Source organism: Paraburkholderia flagellata (assembly GCF_021390645.1).
Taxonomy (GTDB): Bacteria; Pseudomonadota; Gammaproteobacteria; order Burkholderiales; family Burkholderiaceae; genus Paraburkholderia; species Paraburkholderia flagellata.
The window spans coordinates 1,193,411-1,211,671 of the sequence record NZ_JAJEJT010000002.1; the positions used below are offsets into that span (position 1 = coordinate 1,193,411).

General features: G+C 66.7%; 16 protein-coding genes. 6 read left to right on the plus strand and 10 right to left on the minus strand.

Going from position 1 to position 18,261, the window contains the following annotated elements:
- Positions 1-16: 16 nt before the first annotated feature.
- The 7 genes from L0U83_RS19740 to L0U83_RS19770 all read right to left on the minus strand — a co-directional run bounded on the left by L0U83_RS19740 (position 17) and on the right by L0U83_RS19770 (position 5,774).
- Positions 17-229 carry a hypothetical protein gene (locus tag L0U83_RS19740; protein WP_233885636.1) on the minus strand — a complete coding sequence of 71 codons (213 nt, stop codon included), beginning with the start codon at positions 227-229 and terminating at the stop codon, positions 17-19.
- Between the two features lie 248 nt (positions 230-477).
- Entirely contained in the window at positions 478-909 is a 432-nt protein-coding gene (locus L0U83_RS19745; RefSeq protein ID WP_233885637.1) for an Hsp20/alpha crystallin family protein, read from the minus strand.
- A 252-nt stretch (positions 910-1,161) separates the two neighbouring features.
- Positions 1,162-1,908 (minus strand): acetoacetyl-CoA reductase, encoded by a 747-nt coding sequence (gene phbB / locus L0U83_RS19750; RefSeq protein WP_233885638.1) that lies wholly within the window; start codon positions 1,906-1,908, stop codon positions 1,162-1,164.
- The gene (locus L0U83_RS19755; RefSeq protein WP_233885639.1) at positions 1,898-2,446 is read right to left on the minus strand and encodes a hypothetical protein; all 549 of its coding nucleotides are present in this window, start codon (positions 2,444-2,446) and stop codon (positions 1,898-1,900) included. Before L0U83_RS19755 ends, phbB begins: the two co-directional genes overlap by 11 nt.
- Positions 2,447-2,851: 405 nt before the next feature.
- On the minus strand, positions 2,852-3,313 hold the full coding sequence (locus L0U83_RS19760; RefSeq protein WP_233885641.1) for a universal stress protein: 462 nt from the start codon (positions 3,311-3,313) through the stop codon (positions 2,852-2,854).
- Between the two features lie 163 nt (positions 3,314-3,476).
- Positions 3,477-4,463, minus strand: coding sequence for a zinc-dependent alcohol dehydrogenase family protein (locus L0U83_RS19765; RefSeq protein ID WP_233885643.1), 987 nt, complete (start codon positions 4,461-4,463; stop codon positions 3,477-3,479).
- Positions 4,464-4,796: 333 nt separating this feature from the next.
- Positions 4,797-5,774, minus strand: coding sequence for an acetyltransferase (locus L0U83_RS19770; protein WP_233885645.1), 978 nt, complete (start codon positions 5,772-5,774; stop codon positions 4,797-4,799).
- A gap of 324 nt (positions 5,775-6,098) precedes the next feature.
- Here L0U83_RS19770 and L0U83_RS19775 point away from each other — a divergent pair, with 324 nt between their 5' ends.
- Entirely contained in the window at positions 6,099-6,470 is a 372-nt protein-coding gene (locus L0U83_RS19775; RefSeq protein ID WP_373321062.1) for a P-loop nucleotide/nucleoside kinase family protein, read from the plus strand.
- A gap of 48 nt (positions 6,471-6,518) precedes the next feature.
- Here the strand turns inward: L0U83_RS19775 and L0U83_RS40540 are convergent, their stop codons facing one another.
- Positions 6,519-6,923 carry a transposase gene (locus L0U83_RS40540; protein ID WP_267939387.1) on the minus strand — a complete coding sequence of 135 codons (405 nt, stop codon included), beginning with the start codon at positions 6,921-6,923 and terminating at the stop codon, positions 6,519-6,521.
- 184 nt (positions 6,924-7,107) lie between these two features.
- Between L0U83_RS40540 and L0U83_RS19785 the strand changes: the two genes are divergently transcribed.
- The 3 genes from L0U83_RS19785 to L0U83_RS40840 all read left to right on the plus strand — a co-directional run bounded on the left by L0U83_RS19785 (position 7,108) and on the right by L0U83_RS40840 (position 9,893).
- A complete protein-coding gene (locus tag L0U83_RS19785) occupies positions 7,108-7,935 on the plus strand; it encodes a DUF72 domain-containing protein (RefSeq protein WP_233885647.1) in 828 nt (275 codons plus the stop codon).
- Positions 7,936-8,204: 269 nt separating this feature from the next.
- Positions 8,205-9,569, plus strand: a complete 1,365-nt coding sequence (locus L0U83_RS19790; protein ID WP_233885649.1) for a cation:proton antiporter — start codon at positions 8,205-8,207, stop codon at positions 9,567-9,569.
- A 15-nt stretch (positions 9,570-9,584) separates the two neighbouring features.
- Positions 9,585-9,893 carry a hypothetical protein gene (locus L0U83_RS40840; protein WP_373321063.1) on the plus strand — a complete coding sequence of 103 codons (309 nt, stop codon included), beginning with the start codon at positions 9,585-9,587 and terminating at the stop codon, positions 9,891-9,893.
- A 234-nt stretch (positions 9,894-10,127) separates the two neighbouring features.
- Here the strand turns inward: L0U83_RS40840 and L0U83_RS19800 are convergent, their stop codons facing one another.
- Positions 10,128-11,660, minus strand: coding sequence for an RNA polymerase factor sigma-54 (locus L0U83_RS19800; RefSeq protein ID WP_233885651.1), 1,533 nt, complete (start codon positions 11,658-11,660; stop codon positions 10,128-10,130).
- 336 nt (positions 11,661-11,996) lie between these two features.
- On the opposite strand from L0U83_RS19800, the gene L0U83_RS19805 reads away from it, so the two are divergent.
- Complete coding sequence (locus L0U83_RS19805) at positions 11,997-12,344, plus strand: BON domain-containing protein (protein WP_158760184.1); 348 nt, start codon at positions 11,997-11,999, stop codon at positions 12,342-12,344.
- Positions 12,345-12,396: 52 nt separating this feature from the next.
- Here L0U83_RS19805 and L0U83_RS19810 read toward each other — a convergent pair whose 3' ends face one another.
- Positions 12,397-13,446 carry an aldo/keto reductase gene (locus tag L0U83_RS19810; RefSeq protein ID WP_233885652.1) on the minus strand — a complete coding sequence of 350 codons (1,050 nt, stop codon included), beginning with the start codon at positions 13,444-13,446 and terminating at the stop codon, positions 12,397-12,399.
- A gap of 178 nt (positions 13,447-13,624) precedes the next feature.
- Here L0U83_RS19810 and L0U83_RS19815 point away from each other — a divergent pair, with 178 nt between their 5' ends.
- Positions 13,625-18,235 (plus strand): DEAD/DEAH box helicase, encoded by a 4,611-nt coding sequence (locus tag L0U83_RS19815; protein ID WP_233885653.1) that lies wholly within the window; start codon positions 13,625-13,627, stop codon positions 18,233-18,235.
- Positions 18,236-18,261: the final 26 nt, after the last annotated feature.

Genomic DNA, 18,261 nt, shown 5'->3' on the forward strand with positions numbered 1-18,261 from the left:
GGGGTGTCCCGACCGCTCAAATACTGCGCTCGCCGCCCTCGTCATGCGTGAGACGCCGCAGCAGTTCGCGACCGCGTGTTGTGAGCCGCAGCGTGGGGTCGCCGCCCGCTTGGTCCATCTCGACGAGACGGTAGCGCTGAAGCGCCAGGAAATCGGAATCGAGCGTCTGAATCGGCGCGTCTGTATCACGGATCAGCAGCAATGTCGCTAGTTCGTGGTGGCTGAGCATCGGGTCTCTCCAGTGGTTGGCCAGAGTCAGCGTTTGCGCGCCAATTCCGGCCACATGCCCGAAAAGCATTCGACCGAAGGGCCGTGGGCTTGAGTCTCCCCAGCATAGCGAGTCAATCGTACAGTTTCGCTACAGTCGTGTTTCGCTGCGTTACTTGTCGATGAATCGGCAACGTCCTGCCCTAAAAAAGCGGCGCGCAACTGCACGATATGCAGTCTGCGCGCCGCCCGCTCTACACCTGTTCTGCCTTAATTGATTTCGAGGCGCTTACTGGCGGCCGCGGCCCGCTTCGGCAGCGCTAGCGTCAGCACACCATCCTTGTATTGCGCGCTCGCCTTTTCGTCGTCGATTTCCGCAGCAAGCGTAAACGCACGGCTCACGCTGCCCGAATAGCGCTCGCGACGCACGACGCGCTCGCCTTCCTTCAGTTCGCTGCCTCGCTCGACCTTCGCCGCGATCGAAACGAGATTGCCATCGATTTTCACGTCAATGTCCTTGCGATCGACGCCGGGCATTTCGGCCTTCACCGTGAAGCCAGCCTCGTCTTCCGTCACGTCGATCCGGATGCTGGCCGCCTGCCCTTCCACGCCACTCGTGGCACGCAACGGCCGAAACAGCCCGTGAAACAGATCGGGCACACTTTCCATCGAAAACGGATCGTAACGCGAGATATTGCTCATTGATGCCTCCATGGGCTGAACGTTTTCCTTGTCCATGCAACGATCAACGTTACATCGGATTCCTTAATTATCTGTCAGTTAGTGCAGGCGCATGACGTCCCTACGGTCAACGACAGATAATCGCCGGCAACGAATCGCGCCGCTCACGCGGCGCGGTCGCTGCCGCTTACCGTTCCAACATGAAGGCGCCTTGCGCGTTTGCAAGACCCTTTTTTTGCCGAGCGCGAAATTATTGCGTCGCTGCGCGGCGCGTCATTGCATGTGCATGCCGCCGTTGATCGCGATATCGGCGCCGGTGATGAACCCCGCGTCGTCCGAGCAGAGGAACGCCACCAGTGCCGCGACCTCGTTTGGCTGGCCGAGGCGGCCCACCGGAATTTGCGGCAGGATGCGCGCGTCCAGCACGTCCTTCGGCACGGCTTCCACCATTTGCGTGGCGAGATAGCCCGGCGACACGGTGTTCACCGTCACGCCCTTTTTCGCCACTTCCAGTGCGAGCGCCTTCGTGAAGCCATGCATGCCCGCCTTCGCCGCCGAATAGTTGGTCTGCCCGAAAGCGCCGCGCGAGCCGTTGACCGAGCCGATATTGATGATGCGCCCGAAGCCGCGCTCGATCATGCCGGGCAAGAACGGCTTCGTCACGTTGAAGAGCGCGTCGAGATCGGTGCGCAGCACGGAGTCCCAGTCGGCTTTCGACATCTTGACGAAGCTGCGGTCGCACGTGATGCCCGCATTGTTGATGAGCACGTCCACCTGACCGAGATCGTCGAGCGCTTGCAGCGCCGCGCGCTCGCAGGCTTCGCAATCAGCAACGTTCATTTGATGACAGCCGAAATCGCGGCCCGACGCGCGTTCGGCGGCAAGCCACGCGTCGGCCCGCGTGTTCGCCGCAGAGCATGAGACTGCGACGGTCATGCCCGCGTCGTGCAAGCGCCGGCTGATAGCCTCGCCGAGTCCGCCCATGCCGCCCGTGACGAAGGCAACGCGCTTAGTGGCCATGCTGGCCTCCGCCCGCGCTCGCGCCGTGTGCGCGGCCTGCACCCGCTGTTTTGCCCGGATGCGCGGCGCCATTGGCGGCGCTGCTCATCGCACGCTCGAAAGCGTTCATCCACTCGCGCATCGGCAGCGCGCCGGGGACCTTGGACGCGCCGGCTTGCGCACCCGCGCAGGCCTCTTGCCACTGCTGCGTGAAATCGCGCGCACTGTCGGACCACGTGCTCGCGCCCTGCATCGCCGCCGCGACGCTCTCTTGCCAGAGCGTGGTGCTCGCGCCGAGATAATCGCGCCAGACCGATTGCGTGGCGACCGCAAAATCGGTCCAGTCGCGTGCGGTGCGCAGCGATTCGAGCAGGCCCTCGACCGCCTCGCGGTCGCGCTCGATGCGGCGCTGCTCCAGCTTCAATAGCTGCTCGCGCCATTGCTGCTGCCCGACGAGCAAGCGCAGCGCGGCTGATGTGTTCGTGCGATACGTGTCGAATGAGGCGCCCAAGGCGTTGCCGAGCGAGGCGTCGAATGGGGGATGGGAAGCGGTTGCCATGATCAATCTCCTCCGTATGTAGCTTTCGCCCGGCGGCGGCGCCGGTGCGTTTACTGCCGAAGTGACAGCGTAGACCGCGATGGAACGCGGCCCGCGACGAGCGAAATGAAAGCGCTTCACGCGCGACGATGAGAGACGGGATGCTTCGGGATGCCGTGTGTTCGCAACACACTCGGCTCAAGCCAACATCATAGGCAGGAAGACGGGCTCCCGCGCGACGAATGGGCGATTTGTCGCTTGATAAACGTCACAAATCGAGACAGTTGATGCGCCGCGATTCAAAACTGGGCTTGCTATTGCGGGTATTTCGCGACGGATCGCGACGGCGGGCGAACAGCCCGCGCAAAGGCTGACCGGCCGATCGCGCCCTCGCGGCTAACCGGCCGGTGGAACCGGGCACCCGGCTCAGGCGACCGGCGCCTCTTCGTCGCGCACCAGCATGACCGGCCGGTCCGCCATACGCAGGAACGATTCGGCCACGCTGCCGAGCAACAGGCGCTTCATGCCCGACAAGCCGCGCGTGCCCATCACCACGAGGTCGGCTTCGTCCTCTGCGGCGATGCGCGAGATTACGGCGGCAATCTCCTCGCCGCTCGCGTCTGCTGCGCGCGTGGTGCCCGGCACCTGGGCCCGCGCGAACACCAGTTTCGCCTCTTCGAGCGCCGCCGTTGCGGCGTCGTTCTCCGCCGAGTGGCGCGCCTGTTCCTCGGCGAAGCCCGAACTCACGTCCACGAGGCGCGCCGGATGCCGCACGACACACAGCGCCTGAACGGCGCCGCCAGTCGCCTTCGCGATCTTCACGGCCTCGTCGAGTGCGCGCCGGCCGCTGCGGCTGCCATCGACCGCTACCAGAATCTGCTTGTACATCGTTGACCTCCCGGGTCTTGCCCAAATTGCGCGCCGGCTCCCGGCGCGCCCCATCCAATCTATAGATTGTTTTAGCGCATTTGGGTACGGATGCGCGCCGTAGCCAGTGCGACCCGTTGTCTCCATTTCGTCAGCATCGACGTCGGCCTGACAGGAGGCACACTCACCGCATCGTCAATACCGCCGCGCCCGTGAGCCGGCCCTCGCGCAAATGAGCCAACGCTTCGTTCGCGCGCGCGAGCGGGTACGGCGTGGTTTCGATTTCGAGCTTGTGGCGCGCGGCGATCGCCATGAAGGTCGCGCCGTCCTCGCGCGTCAGATTCGCCACCGAGACAATGCGCCGCTCCTCCCACAACCATGCGTAAGGAAACGAGGGAATGTCGCTCATGTGGATGCCGCCGCACACGACCGTGCCACCCTTCGTCAGCGCCCGCAGCGCAGCCGGTACGAGTGCGCCGACCGGCGCGAACAGCAGCGCCGCGTCGAGTTCTTCGGGCGCGCGCTCATCGCTGCCGCCGGCCCAGGTTGCGCCGAGGCGCCGCGCGAACTGCTGCGCCGCGGTATCGCCGGGACGCGTGAATGCGTAGACCGTGCGCCCCTGGTGGCGCGCGACCTGCGCGACGATATGCGCCGCCGCGCCGAAGCCGTAAATGCCGATGCGCCGCGCATCACCCGCCATCGCGAGCGAGCGATAGCCGATGAGTCCCGCGCAGAGCAGCGGCGCGGCTTCGACATCGCTGTACTGGCGCGGGAGATGGAAGCAGTAGCGGGCGTCGGCGACGGTGCGCGTGGCGTAGCCGCCGTCGATCGTGTAGCCCGTAAAGCGGGGCGCGTCGCAGAGGTTCTCGCGCCCGTCGGCGCAGAAGCGGCAATGGCCGCAGGTATGGCCGAGCCACGGCACGCCCACGCGGTCGCCCAGCGCGAAGCCCGTCACGCCGGCCCCCAGCGCCGCAACCGTGCCGACGATCTCGTGGCCGGGAATGACAGGCTTTTTCGGCTGATCGAGATCGCCGTCCACGACATGCAGGTCAGTGCGGCACACGCCGCACGCACGGATGTCGATCAGCAGTTCGCCGGCGCCTGGCGCCGGGTCGGGTAAATCGGCCTCACGCAAACGCGGATTCTCGCCGTCGAACAGCATTGCCCGCATCGCCATCCTCCTCGCCAGAATGCGGCTTAACCCACCGCATCGATCACCATAACCATGTTATGCAATCGGGGCGCGGGCTGTCGTGCATCGCGCGCTGCGTCGCAGCGTCACGGCTCGACGCCACTCGATGTGATCCACACCGGCGGGACGTCCAGGCGTCTCACGCCGCGCGCTCGTGGCGACATAAGGCGAATCCCGCAGGACCACGAGGCGCCGCATGGACGGGCTCGCGCAGCGCGCCTGCGCCAGACGCTGCACGACAAACCGGGAGCGCGCGACACACCGGGCGGCGGCGAAAAGGCTTAGTGGCGGCTCATCGACGCGTTGTGTCGTTCAGGCCGAAGCCGGCTTCGCGCGCCCGAACACTCGCGCGAACGCGGTAACGAACGCGTCGAGTCGGTTCGATTCGAGGCAGTCGATGCCCGCCGCGCCCACCCGGCCGTTTCCGCTGGGGAACGCGCGGCAGAGTTCATCCGCGCCGCGCGGTTCCGCGAGCGGCGCGCGCACGCTCACCGCGTAGTTGCCGTCGGCGTTCACGCTCAACACCGCGTGCGCGCGCGAGGGCTCCTCGTTCGCGAGCACGTTGGCGAACACGCCGCGCACCCGGCGCGCCCACGGCTCGTCGGGCAGCACACAGACGCTGCCGTACTGCAACGCGATGAGCGGCGCGATGGCCTGGGCGAGTTCGAGATCGTCGCGACGGCAGCGGGTGAGCTGACCGACGATAGGCTCCGAGGCGATGAAATCGAACGGGTTGCCATAGGGTTTCATCGCCGCATACAGATCGAGCGGCGCGATCACGAGATCTTCGACGCAGTCGCCGTAAGCGTTGTAGTTGATCGACTCGCCAAGCTCGCGCAACTGTTCGGTCTGCACGGCGTCGAGCCCGGCCTGCTGCGCAAGCGCTTGCGCCGTGTCGGGCAGGTTGTCGCCCCAGGCGGCCGCGGTCGCCCAGGGCCGGTAGCGGCCGGCGAGGTGCCGGTCGACGAGCACGCTCGTGCAGACCTGCGCTGTGGTGTCGATATGTGCGACGAGATTCCTGGACATAGGCAGGTCGCCCGCGTGGTGATGGTCGAAATATTCGATCGCGACGTCCTTCGCGAGCAGCGCGGTGAGCGCCTTGCGGTTCACGTCGAACGAAATGTCGAGCACCGTGAGCGAGTCGCCGGGCTGGGCCGGCACGCGCTCGACGAGTGCGATATCGCGCTTCGCGCCGGTGATGAGCGTCGCTTCGCGCGGCCTTGCGAGCCGCAGTTGATGCAGCGCGCAGATGCCGTCTGCGTCGCCGTTGAATACGTCGAAATGCGCCATGTCTCCGAAATTCCGTTAGGTTGAACTCGACAGTATCGCGCAGCCTCGCCGGATTGCACAAAAGGTGCAATAAGCCAATGACCATGCAGGCCGTTTCGATCAAGGCCGTGAGGTGCCGCGCAACGGGCATCGAAACGCATATTTCCGTGGTGTATTTCGCTGGGCGGTACGCGCACAAGTTCATGAAGTCCGTCGATTTCGGCTTCGTCAATTTTGTGCGACTCGATGCCCGACTCCGCTGCTGCGAAGCTGAGATTCGTCTGAATGCGCTGCCACCGCGACCCGCATCTCGACACTATTGTGCGGTACCGACGTCACGCGTTGATGTTCGATTGCGTCGAGTTCGGCGACGCGCTGCGTTGGATCGACGCGACCTACGATCTCGCGTTTTGCGGAAGGATCTGCGCGCGCACGGCCGCGCTGTGTCACGGCTTTTCGGAAACGGGTAAGTCAGTGGCGAGCCGGGCGCTCGCCGAATTGAGCGGGGTGATCGGAGTGTCGAGCGTCGCTCTTGTGCGCGACGTGCTGAACGCGGGCTACAGCGCAATCGTCGATGCGACGTTTCTCGAGGCGACACATCGCGAGCGGCGGTGCGCCGTCGGTCTCAACACCAGCATGGAAATCGAGGCCTTCTCGCGCGAGCCATGGTGGGCGCCGCCGTTCGCACGGGTGCGTGCGGAGAATGGGGAGATTTGATTCCGTGGCGGACTCATGAGCCGCCACCGGACCGCTGCACCCTGCTCGCTATCGTTCCACGAAAGGCCGCACGAGCGGCCAGCGCAGCGTGGACGCCACCGGATAGCGCGGCTTGCGGCCAACTGGCGCGCGCCACGGTTGCATGCGTGCGGTCATTGCCGTGCAGAGGGCCAGGCCTTCCTGGCCGTGCAGACGCTCCATGGCGTGATGCACGAGTCCAGCGTCGAACCACAGCTTGAAACGGCGATGGCAGGTGCGGAAATCGGGAAACTGCTCGGGCAACTTCGACCAGACCGAGCCGGTGGCCAGGACCCAAAGGATGCCGGCAAAAACAAGACGAGGATTATGCGCTGGGCGCCCGCGACGACGACCGTCAGCGCGGATTTCGTGAAACATTGGCTCGATGGAGCGCCACTGCGCGTCGGTGAGTTCCGGAGATATGCGGGAAGACATCTGATGGTCCCTGTGAGGTTATCTGACACAACACGACTAAAGTAGCCTCACAGCCCACAAGAAAATATCGGACTATGCCTAAAAAACGAGATGAATTCGCAAATCCGAAGCCGGCACGCTAACCGGCGGCGCTGGCCAGCGCTGCGCTACACTGCGCCATCGCGGCTTCGACGGCGGATTTCCGATGGCGCCCTCATCCAGTTCAAAAACCCGGCACGGCCGGATTCGCGTCGGTGTGGGCGGGTGGATCTATGCGCCCTGGCGCGGCGCGTTCTACCCCAGCGGCCTCGCGCAGCGCCGCGAGCTGGAATATGCGAGCCGCCATCTCTCGACGCTGGAAATCAACAGCACCTACTATGGCGCGCAGCGCCCGGAAAGCTTCACGCGCTGGCACGACGAAACACCCGAAGATTTCGTGTTCTCGCTGAAGGCTCCGCGCTTTGCGATGAATCGCCGCGTGCTGGCCGAAGCCGGGGCCACGATCGAGCGCTTCTTGAGCGGTGGTGTACTCAACCTGCGCGACAAGCTCGGACCGATCAATTGGCAGATCACGCCAGGCAAGCGCTTTGATCCAGAGGACTACGCACGATTTCTCGAACTGCTGCCGGGCGAGGCCGAAGGCCGTCCGCTGCGTCACGCGCTCGAAGTGCGCGACGAGAGCTTTTGCACGCCGGAATTCGTCGCGCTCGCGCGCAAGCACAAGGCGGCGATCGTCATCTCCGGCGATTCCGGCTACCCGCTGATCGGCGACACCAGTGCGCCGTTCGTCTATGCCCGCATCATGGGAACCGCGCAGGATCACCCGCAGGGCTACGCCCCCGCTGACCTCGACCTTTGGGCCCAGCGCGCGCTCGCCTGGTCGCGCGGCGAATCACCGGGCGATCTCGCCACCTACGCGAAGCCGCTCGCCGCGAAGGCCGGCCGCGACGTGTATCTCTACGTCATCAGCGGCTTCAAGGAACGCAACCCGGCAGCGGCCATGGGGCTGATCGAGCGCCTCGGCGCGAGCTAGCCGCGCACGGCGGATCAAGCGCAGCCCCAGTCATCGCACCCCAAAAAAACGCCGTCGCCGTGTCCGGACACCTTTTGAGGGCCGGCGGGGACGGGCGTTGCGTGTCATCTGGCTCGTAAAAGCCCGTAATGATGTCGTAATGACTCCGTCAGCGAAAAGTTGATATACATCAGCATCCAATGCTGCAACGCAGCGAGATACTGCATCGATGCGCTGCGGACACTACCGCGCGCTCCCGCCGCCCAGCCGCACATCGGAGTTTCCTGCTTTTGCAAACCGCAATCGAATTCACCATCCGCACCGGCGTCCTGCTGCTCATCATCGCGCTCTGCCATGCCGCCGCGCAGCGATTTCGCCTCTCTGATTCATTCGGCCTGACGAGCGCCGGCGTGCTGCTCGGCACCGGATACCTCGCCTTGGCTCACTTCGCACCCGGCTTCACCGCTTCGAGCGTCGTCCCGTTCCTCACGCCATCGCTTCCCCCCGAGGCCTATCTCTGGCTATTCTTGCCGCCCATCCTCTTCGAGGCGGCGTTGCAGGTCGATACGCGCGGTCTTCTCGCCGATCTCGCGCCTATTCTCTTGCTCGCGATCGGCGCGGTGGTGGCCGCCGCGGCAGGCGTTGGCCTCGCTACCTGGATCAGCAGCGGGGAGAGCCTGATCGTGTGCCTGCTGCTCGGCGCAATCGTCAGCACGACGGACCCTTCTACCGTAATCGGGCTCTTTCGCAACAGCGGCGCGCCCGAACGTCTGATCCGGCTGATCGAGGGCGAAAGCCTGCTCAACGATGCCGCCGCCATCGCCATCTCCACACTCCTGACCAGCGCGCTGGCGCTCGCGCCGTCCGCTGCGCACACGCACGGCCATCCACTCGCGGCCTTCCTCGTTTCACTCGTCGGCGGCTGCATGTTCGGGGCGCTCGCGGGAGCGCTTTTCGTCACCACGTCGAGCGCACTGCGCAGTCTGCCCTTTTCCGAATACGCGCTCTCGCTCGCGCTGCCCACGCTGCTCTATCCCGCTGCGGAGCACTGGCTACACGTTTCTGGCGTAGCCGCTGTCGTGTGCGCAGGACTCGCGGCCAACTGGCTCATGCGAGCACGCCGCCCCGCCGCGAGCCAAGCCCTGTTTCGCCAGCTATGGGCGTACCAGGCTGGCATCGCCTCCTCCGCTGTCTTTCTGCTCGCGTCGGCGCGCGTGCCCGGCCTGCTCGACGAACTAAACGTACGCGACACCCTCCCGCTCGGGCTCGCGCTCGTGGCCGCCATTCTGAGCCGATTCGGCATCCTAACGATCTTCTTGCCGCTGTTTAGCCGCCTTGGCATCTGTGAGCCGCTGCCGCGCACGCATCAATGGCTGATCGCATGGGGCGGCGTGCGCGGCCCCGTCACGCTCACGCTCGCGGTTTGCGTCGCGCGCAACGACTCGCTTTCGCCCGACACCCGCGCGTTCGCTGCCGCCATGGCCGCCGCCTTCGTGCTACTGAATCTGCTCTGCAATGGCCTCACGCTGGGGCGTGTTGCACGATGGCTCGGCATCACGCAACACACTTCCGGCGAACGCGCAGCGCTCCAGACCGCGGTCGCTGGCAAACAAGGCCGCATGCGCTACGCGCCGCGCTCGGTACGCAACAGATAGCCGATCGCGGCACGCGTGACGCGCGCCTCCAGCGCCGGAGCGTCGGTTTCGCCGCGCTCGGCCGCCGCGTCGACCATGCCGCGCACGATGCGCGATCACGTCGAGCGCGGTGGTCCGCCGGTCGTCGATTGCTGGCGCGTCCGCGAGTTCGAGTGCGCCGACGAGCGCCGCGTGAATGCGCTCGCTCACGCGCGCACGCGCCGCGATGGCGTTCGTGGTGTAGCCGGCGAGGCCCGCGCTTTCGAGAATGCGGGCGGCGGCTTCGAGTATCGCGTCGACGGTGGCGGCGGAACGTCGCTGCACGGGCCGCTTGCGCGCCTCTAGCGGCGCGGTGCGACTTTTGCCGCATGGCGTTTGGGTCGTGGCAGGAAACGGGGCAACGCGGGGCATCGAATGTGAGCAATGGCTCATATTCTATCGACTAGCCAGAATACGGTAAGCCCGCCTGAAATACACTGAAGCGGCGCGCGCAATGCAACGTGTAGACAATGTTGCATTACGCCGGTCACGCGCCGCTGACCTCCCCCGTCTTTTGACACGCAGATGAAACCGCGCGCCTCAAATCTGCCGGCGCATTTCCGCCGCTGGCAGCTTCATCATCTGCCGATACTTCGTGACCGTGCGGCGCGCCACCTGCACACCCTGCTTTTCGAGTTCCTGCGTAAGGATGACGTCGGAAAGCGGATCGCGCGGATCTTCGGCGTCGATCATTTCCTTGATGAGCGCGCGCACCGCGGCCGCCGAGCATGTGCCGCCCGTGCGCGTCTCGAGTTCGCGCGGGAAGAAGCGCTTGAACTCGAAGATACCGCGCGGCGTGGCCATGTACTTGTTGCCCGTGGCGCGCGAGACGGTCGACTCGTGCAGGCCCAGTTCGTCGGCGACGTCGCGCAGCAGCATGGGCCGCAGCGCAATTTCGCCGTACTGGAAGAACGCCTTCTGGCGCGCGACGATGCATTCGCCCACGCGCAGGATCGTCTCGCAGCGCTTGTGCGCGTTGCGGATCAGCCAGCGCGCTTCCTGCAGCTGTTGCGCGAGCGGCGAGCGGCTCGTCTGGTCCGAGCGCGCGAACATCTCCGCGTAGAGTTTGTGGATGCGCGCGCGCGGCTCGATCGCCGGGTTCACGCTCACCACCCACTTGCCGCGCACCTGGCGCACGATCACGTCGGGAACGACATAGCCGCCGTCCGCGCGGCCATAGTGGTTGCCTGGCTTCGGATCGAGGCGGCGCACGAGTGCGCTCGCGGCCTGCAGCGAAGCGGCGTCGCAGCCGAGCTGGCGTTGCAGCTCGCCGTGTTCGCGGCGCGCGAGGCGTTCGAGGTGCTGCGTGACGATCTGCATCGCCAGTTCGCGATGCGGCGTGTCGTCAGGCATCGCATCGAGTTGCAGCGCGAGGCATTCGGAGAGCGAACGCGCGCCGATGCCGGGACGGTCGAGCGTCTGCACCACGCGCAGCGCCACACGCAGACGGTCCTCGTCGAGCGTGTCGCCCCCGCCGTCTTCATCGGCGAGATCGGCGAGGTCCTGGCGCAGATAGCCGTCGTCGTCGAGCGCCTCGATCACGATCTGTGCTGCGATGCGGTCGAGGTCGTCGAGCGGCGCGAGGCGCAACGCCTCATGCAGCTGCTCGCGCAGCGTAACCGGCACGCGCACCCAGTCGGATGCCTCGGAATCGCCGTCCTCGCCGCCGCGATAGCTCGACGTGCGCAAGGCGCCAGGCGTTGGCATCTCGGCGGTGTAGCCCGAGCCTTCGTCGCTGTAGCTGCTCTCGGCGTACGACGTCTCGCCGTACGGCGAAGCGTCCTGCCCCATGCCGGTATCGATGCCGGATTCGCCCGCGCCGTCTGACGCCATGGCGGGGGCTTCGGCCGCGGGCGCAGACGCGGAGCCGATGCCCGCCGCGCCATCGGCCGCTTCGGCGGCCTCGCCCGTCTCCGAGGCGGGTGCAACGTATTCGAGGAACGGATTGGTGTCGAGCGCTTCGCGCAGTTCCTGCTGGAATTCGAGCGACGACAGTTGCAGCAGCCTCACCGCCTGCTGAAGACGCGGCGTGAGCGCCAGATGCTGGCGCGCGTGTAACGCGATGGAAGGCATGGCAATCCCGTTTTGTTGAATTGAGTGGTAGCCCTCTCATGCAACAGCCATGCCAGTTTTTACAACACCCTGTTTTGAAAAGGATCGAGGCTTGTAACAGAGGCCATGCGAGCCTCTTTTCCGACCCCGTTGTGGAGATTTTTACAAAGGTGCGGAAAAATTGTTGCGCGGGCCGGTGGAGAAAACCGTGACCGCGTGAATCGCCCGCGATCCCGCATAGTGGGCAGCTCCGGCCGCTTCCGGAAGGCTTTCAACGGCGCGCTGCGCGAGCACGGACGCGGCGAGGCACGCACCTTGCGGAGGGAAGCCATGACCACAACCAGAAAGGGAGTAGCCATGAAGCGCATTCTGATCCTCAAGACCGCGGCTGGCGCCGCATGCATGACGTTCGCACTGATGGCCGGTGCGCAGACCACGACGAACAGCACCGCGCCTTCGGGCAGTTCGGAATCCGTGGGCCAGCACGTTGACGACACAACCATCACGACCAAGGTCAAGGCCGAACTGCTCGGCGCGAAGAATGTGAAGTCCGAGCACATCCACGTGAAGACGCGTAAGGGCGTAGTCTCGCTCACCGGCACCGTCCCGAGCGCCGAGGACCGCGACAACGCCAAGCAGGTCGTGGAAGGCGTCTCGGGCGTGACTTCGGTGAAGAACCATCTGAAGGTCTCGGCGGCGAGCTGACAGGCCTGGATCGCGCCGGCGGCTTCCACCGCCGGCGCTTTTCATCCCTGCCTCACTCTTCCAGCCGCGATTGCCTGAGTTGCGCGCGCCGTTGCTCGCCTTGGCGCGCGAGCATCCAGCCCGGATACTCCGCGGGCAATCCGCTCGCCTCGCCCAGCACCCCTAGCTCCTCGACACTGAGCTTCACTTTCGTCGCGGCGATGTTGTCGTCGAGTTGATCGACTCGCTTCGCACCGATGATCACCGATGTCACCGCCTTCTGATGCAGCAGCCACGCGAGCGCGATCTGCGCGACCGACACGCCTTTGGCCTGCGCGATCGGCCGCATCGCGTCCACGCAGTCCCATGCGCGCTCGCGGTTCACGGGCGGAAAATCGAAGGTCGTGCGCCGGCTGCCCGCCTCTCCTTGCTGGTCGCGCCCGTACTTGCCGCTCAGGAGTCCGCCCGCGAGCGGACTCCAGACCATCAGCCCGAGGCCCTCGCTTTCCAGCATTGGCACGAGTTCGCGTTCGAGATCACGCCCCGCAATCGTGTAGTAGGCCTGCAGCGACTCGAAGCGCGCGAGCCCTTCGCGCTGCGCAATGCCGAGCGCCTTCACGATCTGCCATGCCGCCCAGTTCGAAACGCCGGCGTAACGCACGTGCCCCTGCTGCACGAGCGCATCGAGCGCGCGCACCGTCTCCTCGATAGGCGTGACGGGATCGAAGGCGTGAATCTGGTAGAGGTCGATGTGGTCGAGTTGCAGGCGCTTCAGGCTCGCCTTCACGGCATCCATGATGTGATAGCGCGTGGCGCCGCGCTCGTTCGGCGACGGGCCCATTTCGCCGAACACTTTGGTCGCGATCACCACCTGCTCGCGCGGGACCTTGAGGTTCTTCAGCGCCTGACCGGTGATCTGCTCGGAAACGCCCTGCGAGTAAACGTCGGCGGTATCGATGAAATTGACGCCTGCGTCTAGCGCGCGCCCAACGAGACGTTCGGCGTCGGACTGCTGAAGATCGCCGATCTGGTTCCAGATGCCGGCGCCGCCGCCAAAGGTCATCGTGCCGAGGCAGAGTTCCGAAACGAACAGGCCGGTGCGGCCCAATGGGTTGAAACGCATGGTATGACTCCGTCGTGGGTCGAGGGAAAGTCCAACGCGGCGAGAATACTGCGTTCGCGCGACGCTTGCCGAACGTCGGCCCGCACCCTCCCTGCCTCTCTCCCGCCTGGCAGGCGCGCACGAAAGCTGCGAGACTGGCAGACGTGCAATGCCGCCGCCTCTACCGCCTGCCACGCACATGACAACGTCTTCGCCCGTATCCGATCCGCACGCGCCTGCAACCGCCGCCACTCACGACGGCGCAAACAGCGACGTGCTCGCGCGCTTTCATCCGGCCGTGGCCGGCTGGTTTCGGCGCAGTTTCGACGCGCCCACCGCCGCGCAACGCGCCGCATGGCCGCTCATCGCGAGCCGTCGCGCGACGCTGGTGGCGGCTCCAACGGGCTCGGGCAAAACGCTCACCGCCTTTCTCGCTGCGCTCGACGAACTTGTACGCGAAGGCCTCGCGAACGGCGGCGCACTGCCAGACACGACGCTCGTCGTCTACGTTTCGCCGCTCAAAGCGCTCTCCAACGACATCCGGCTCAATCTCGAACGGCCTCTCGAAGGCATCGCAACGGAACTCGCGCGCCTCGGCCTGCCGCCGGTCGAAATCCGCACCGCGGTGCGCACCGGCGACACGCCGCAGCCCGAACGCGCGGCACTCAGAAAACGCGCGCCGCATATTCTCGTAACGACGCCCGAATCGCTATACGTGCTGCTCGGCTCCGAGTCGGGCCGCCGCATGCTGGCGAGCGCGCGCAGTGTGATCGTCGACGAAATTCACGCGCTCGCGGGCAACAAGCGCGGCTGCCATCTCGCGCTGAGTCTCGAGCGGCTCGATGCGTTGTGCGGGTCGCGCCTGCTGCGCATCGGGCTTTCGGCCACGCAAAAGCCGATCGAAACCGTTGCGCGCTTTTTGGTGGGCATGGGCGAAGCGGCACAAGATCCGAACGCAAACCCGCCTGCCTGCGAGATCGTCGACGTGGGCCATACGCGCAAGCGCGACCTCGCGATCGAAATTCCCCCCGTGCCGCTCGAAGCCGTGATGGCGAACGACGTATGGGAGCGCGTGTACGACCGCATGGCCGAACTCGTCGCGATGCACCGCACCACGCTCGTGTTCGTCAACACGCGCCGCATGGCCGAGCGCGTGGCGCGCCATCTCACTGACCGCCTGGGCGCCGAAGCCGTAGCCGCGCACCACGGCAGCCTCGCGCGCGAGCATCGTTTTCTCGCTGAGCAGCGGCTAAAGAGCGGCGATCTGCGCGTGCTCGTGGCGACGGCGTCGCTCGAACTGGGCATCGATATCGGCGACGTCGATCTCGTGTGCCAGATCGGCTCACCGCGCTCGATCGCGGCCTTCCTTCAGCGCGTGGGCCGTTCGGGCCACCAGGTTGGCGGCGTGCCGAAGGGGCGGCTCTTTCCCACTTCGCGCGACGACTTGATCGAATGCGCGGCGCTGCTCGACAGCGTGCGGCGCGGCGAACTCGATCGCCTCGCGCCGCCGCATGCGCCGCTCGATGTGCTCGCGCAGCAGATCGTCGCGGAAGTGGCCTGCGAGGCCTGGGAAGAAGACGCACTCTACGCGCTCGCGCGGCGCGCCACGCCGTGGGCCGCGCTCGAGCGCGCGCAGTTCGACGCCGTGCTGCGCATGCTCGCCGAGGGCTACACGAGCCGTCACGGGCCGCGCGCCGCTTATCTGCATCGCGACGTGGTGAGCCACACGCTGCGCGCGCGGCGCGGCGCGCGGCTCGTCGCGCTCACTTCGGGCGGCACGATTCCCGACAACGCCGACTACTCGGTGCTGCTGGAGCCGCAAGGCGTGCAGATTGGCACCGTCAATGAGGACTTCGCCGTCGAAAGCCTGGCGGGCGACGTGTTCCAGCTCGGCAACGCCTCGTACCGGATTCTGCGCATCGAAGCGGGCCGCGTGCGTGTGGAAGATGCCCAGGGGCAGCCGCCCAACATCCCGTTCTGGTTGGGCGAAGCGCCGGGCCGCAGCGACGAGCTTTCGTTCGCGATTTCGCGGCTGCGCAAGCAGGTGGAAGCGGCGCTGGTCGATGCAAGTGCAAACGCCGGCGCGAATGCGGCCGACGATGCCGCGGCGCCCGCCGTAGTCGATCGCGCCACGGCTGCGCTCGCCGCTTCGCTCAAAATCGATGATGCCGCGGCGCGCCAGATCGTCGAATATCTCGCGCGCGCCCGGGCGGCGCTCACGGTACTTCCGACGCAGGACACGCTCGTCATGGAGCGCTTTTTCGACGAGGCGGGCGGCACCCAGCTCGTGATCCACACGCCGTTCGGCAGCCGCCTCAATCGCGCCTGGGGCCTCGCGCTGCGCAAGCGCTTTTGCCGCCAGTTCAACTTCGAACTGCAGGCCGCCGCGACCGAAGACGCCATCATCCTTTCGCTCACGGGCGCGCACAGCTTTGCCCTGGACGAGGTGTGGCGCTATCTGCATTCGAATTCCGCGGAGCATCTGCTCGTGCAGGCGCTGCTCGACGCGCCTCTCTTCGGCGTGCGCTGGCGCTGGAACGCGACGACGTCGCTCGCGCTGCCGCGCCAGACCAGCGGACGCAAGACGCCGCCGCAGATCCAGCGCATGCGCAGCGAAGACCTGCTCGCAGCTGTGTTCCCCGACCAGGTGGCGTGCGTCGAGAACATCGCGGGCGAGCGCGAAGTGCCGCGCCATCCGTTAGTCGACCAGACGCTCGACGACTGCCTGCACGATGCGATGGATACCGAAGCATGGATCGCCCTCCTGCGCCGCATCGAGGCGAGCGACGTGAAGCTCGTGGTGCGCGAGTTGCCGGCGCCCTCGCCGCTCGCGGCCGAGATCCTCACCGCGCGCCCCTATGCGTTCCTCGACGACGCCCCGATCGAGGAACGCCGGACGCAGGCGGTGCTGTCGCGCCGCTGGAGCGACCCCGAATCCACCGACGATCTTGGCGCGCTGGACCCCGAAGCCATTGCGAGCGTGCGCGAAGAAGCGTGGCCGCAAGTGCGCGACGCCGACGAAATGCACGACGCGCTCACGAGCCTCGGCGTGCTGGCAGAAAGCGAAGCGCAGCGGGAGCCGCCGTGGCTCGCATGGCTCGCCGATCTGGCGGCAGCGGGCCGCGCCACGCGGCTGCCGGTCGCGGAACACGACGCGCTGTGGGTGGGCATCGAGCGGCTCGCGTGCGTGCAGGCCATTTACCCACAGGCACAGTGCGAACCGCAGCTCACGCCGCCGCCTGAATACGCGGATGCGTGGACCGAGGACGCCGCGCTCGTCGAGATCGTGCGCGCGCGCCTGTCGGGCTTCGGGCCGCTCACGGTCGCGCAGGTCGCGCGGCCGCTCGCGCTGGAGGCGAGCGTGGCGGCGCTCGCGCTCACGCGCCTCGAAGCCGAAGGCACCGTGATGCGCGGACGCTTCACGCAGCAAGCGATGAACGGCGGACACGAGGAATGGTGCGAGCGTCATCTGCTCGCGCGCATCCACCGCTACACGGTGCGCAAGCTCCGGCGCGAGATCGAGCCGGTCGAGCGTCACGACTTCATGCGCTTCCTCTTCGAATGGCAACGCGTGGCGCCAGGCACGCGCGGCTCGGGCCGCGACGCGCTGGCCGCCGTGCTCGACCAGCTCGAAGGCTGGGAAGCCTCGGCGCTCGCGTGGGAAGACGAAATCCTGCCGGCGCGCATCGACGATTACACGCCGATGCTGCTCGACGAGCTGTGCCGCTCGGGGCGCCTCGCCTGGGCAAGACTGCCCGCGCGCGCGGCGTCGGCATCGACCGTGCGCAGCACGCCGGTCGTGCTGCTCGCGCGCCGCGAACTCACGCGCTGGATGGCGCTCGTCGAAACGCCCGACACTGCGGGGCTGTCGGCTCGCGCGCAGCGTGTGTACGAGGCACTGCTGCGGCACGGCGCGATGTTCTTCGACGAACTGGCCGCCGACGCGCATCTGCTCGGCGTCGAGCTCGAAAATGCGCTTGGCGAACTGGTGGCGGCTGGCCTCGTGAACGCCGACAGCTTCGCGGGACTGCGTGCGCTCGTGAAACCGGCGGCGCAGCGCAGCGCGCACCACGGCAGACGCCGGCCGCGCGGCTTCGGGCCGCTCGCGGACGGCATGGCCGACGCGGGGCGTTGGGCGACGCTGCGGCGCGTTCAGTTGGCCAATGCAGCCGATACAGCCAACGCGCGGACTGATCCCCAGATGGATACGGACGATGCGCAGGCGCTCGCCACGATGGCGTCGACTGCGTTGGATGCGCGTGTTGTGGCAGGGACGCGAGCGCAGGCGCTTACGCACGCAAGGCAAACGAGCACCAGCACGTCGCGCCGCCCACCTGCCGACCCGCAACTGCTGGAACACGTCGCCAATGTGCTGCTGCGCCGTTACGGCGTGGTCAGTTGGCACCTGCTTGGGCGCGAGGCGGCGTGGCTGCCGCCCTGGCGCGACCTGCTGCGCGTGTTGCACCGCATGGAGGCGCGCGGCGAGCTGCGCGGCGGCCGCTTCGTCACGGGGATTTCGGGTGAACAGTTCGCGTTGCCAGAAGCCGTGGCGCTGCTGCGCGACGTGCGGCGGCGCGGATCGACACCGGGAGAAGGCGGCACGCTCGTCTGCGTGAGCGCCGCCGATCCGCTCAATCTCCTCGGCACGCTGCTGCCCGGCGAGAAGGTGCCGGCGCTTGCCGGCAACCGCATCGTGTTCCGCGACGGCGTGGCGGTCGCGACCCTGATTGCTGGCCGCTTTGGCTTTCTCGGCGAGTTTGACGAGCGCGCGCGCGCCGAACTCCGCGCGCGCCTCGCCAAGCCTTGGTGAGGCGCGCCTGGTCAGCGCGGGCGGGC

Bases quoted from the DNA above. Each gene is read 5' to 3' on its own strand.
- L0U83_RS19775 (WP_373321062.1), top strand. From the start codon at position 6,099: ATGTTCGATTGCGTCGAGTTCGGCGACGCGCTGCGTTGGATCGACGCG.
- L0U83_RS19810 (WP_233885652.1), bottom strand. From the start codon at position 13,446: ATGCGTTTCAACCCATTGGGCCGCACCGGCCTGTTCGTTTCGGAACTC.
- L0U83_RS19755 (WP_233885639.1), bottom strand. From the start codon at position 2,446: ATGGCAACCGCTTCCCATCCCCCATTCGACGCCTCGCTCGGCAACGCC.
- L0U83_RS40540 (WP_267939387.1), bottom strand. From the start codon at position 6,923: ATGTCTTCCCGCATATCTCCGGAACTCACCGACGCGCAGTGGCGCTCC.
- L0U83_RS19745 (WP_233885637.1), bottom strand. From the start codon at position 909: ATGAGCAATATCTCGCGTTACGATCCGTTTTCGATGGAAAGTGTGCCC.
- phbB (WP_233885638.1), bottom strand. From the start codon at position 1,908: ATGGCCACTAAGCGCGTTGCCTTCGTCACGGGCGGCATGGGCGGACTC.
- L0U83_RS19800 (WP_233885651.1), bottom strand. From the start codon at position 11,660: ATGCCTTCCATCGCGTTACACGCGCGCCAGCATCTGGCGCTCACGCCG.
- L0U83_RS19760 (WP_233885641.1), bottom strand. From the start codon at position 3,313: ATGTACAAGCAGATTCTGGTAGCGGTCGATGGCAGCCGCAGCGGCCGG.
- L0U83_RS19740 (WP_233885636.1), bottom strand. From the start codon at position 229: ATGCTCAGCCACCACGAACTAGCGACATTGCTGCTGATCCGTGATACA.
- L0U83_RS19765 (WP_233885643.1), bottom strand. From the start codon at position 4,463: ATGCGGGCAATGCTGTTCGACGGCGAGAATCCGCGTTTGCGTGAGGCC.
- L0U83_RS19770 (WP_233885645.1), bottom strand. From the start codon at position 5,774: ATGGCGCATTTCGACGTATTCAACGGCGACGCAGACGGCATCTGCGCG.
- L0U83_RS19815 (WP_233885653.1), top strand. From the start codon at position 13,625: ATGACAACGTCTTCGCCCGTATCCGATCCGCACGCGCCTGCAACCGCC.
- L0U83_RS19805 (WP_158760184.1), top strand. From the start codon at position 11,997: ATGAAGCGCATTCTGATCCTCAAGACCGCGGCTGGCGCCGCATGCATG.
- L0U83_RS19785 (WP_233885647.1), top strand. From the start codon at position 7,108: ATGGCGCCCTCATCCAGTTCAAAAACCCGGCACGGCCGGATTCGCGTC.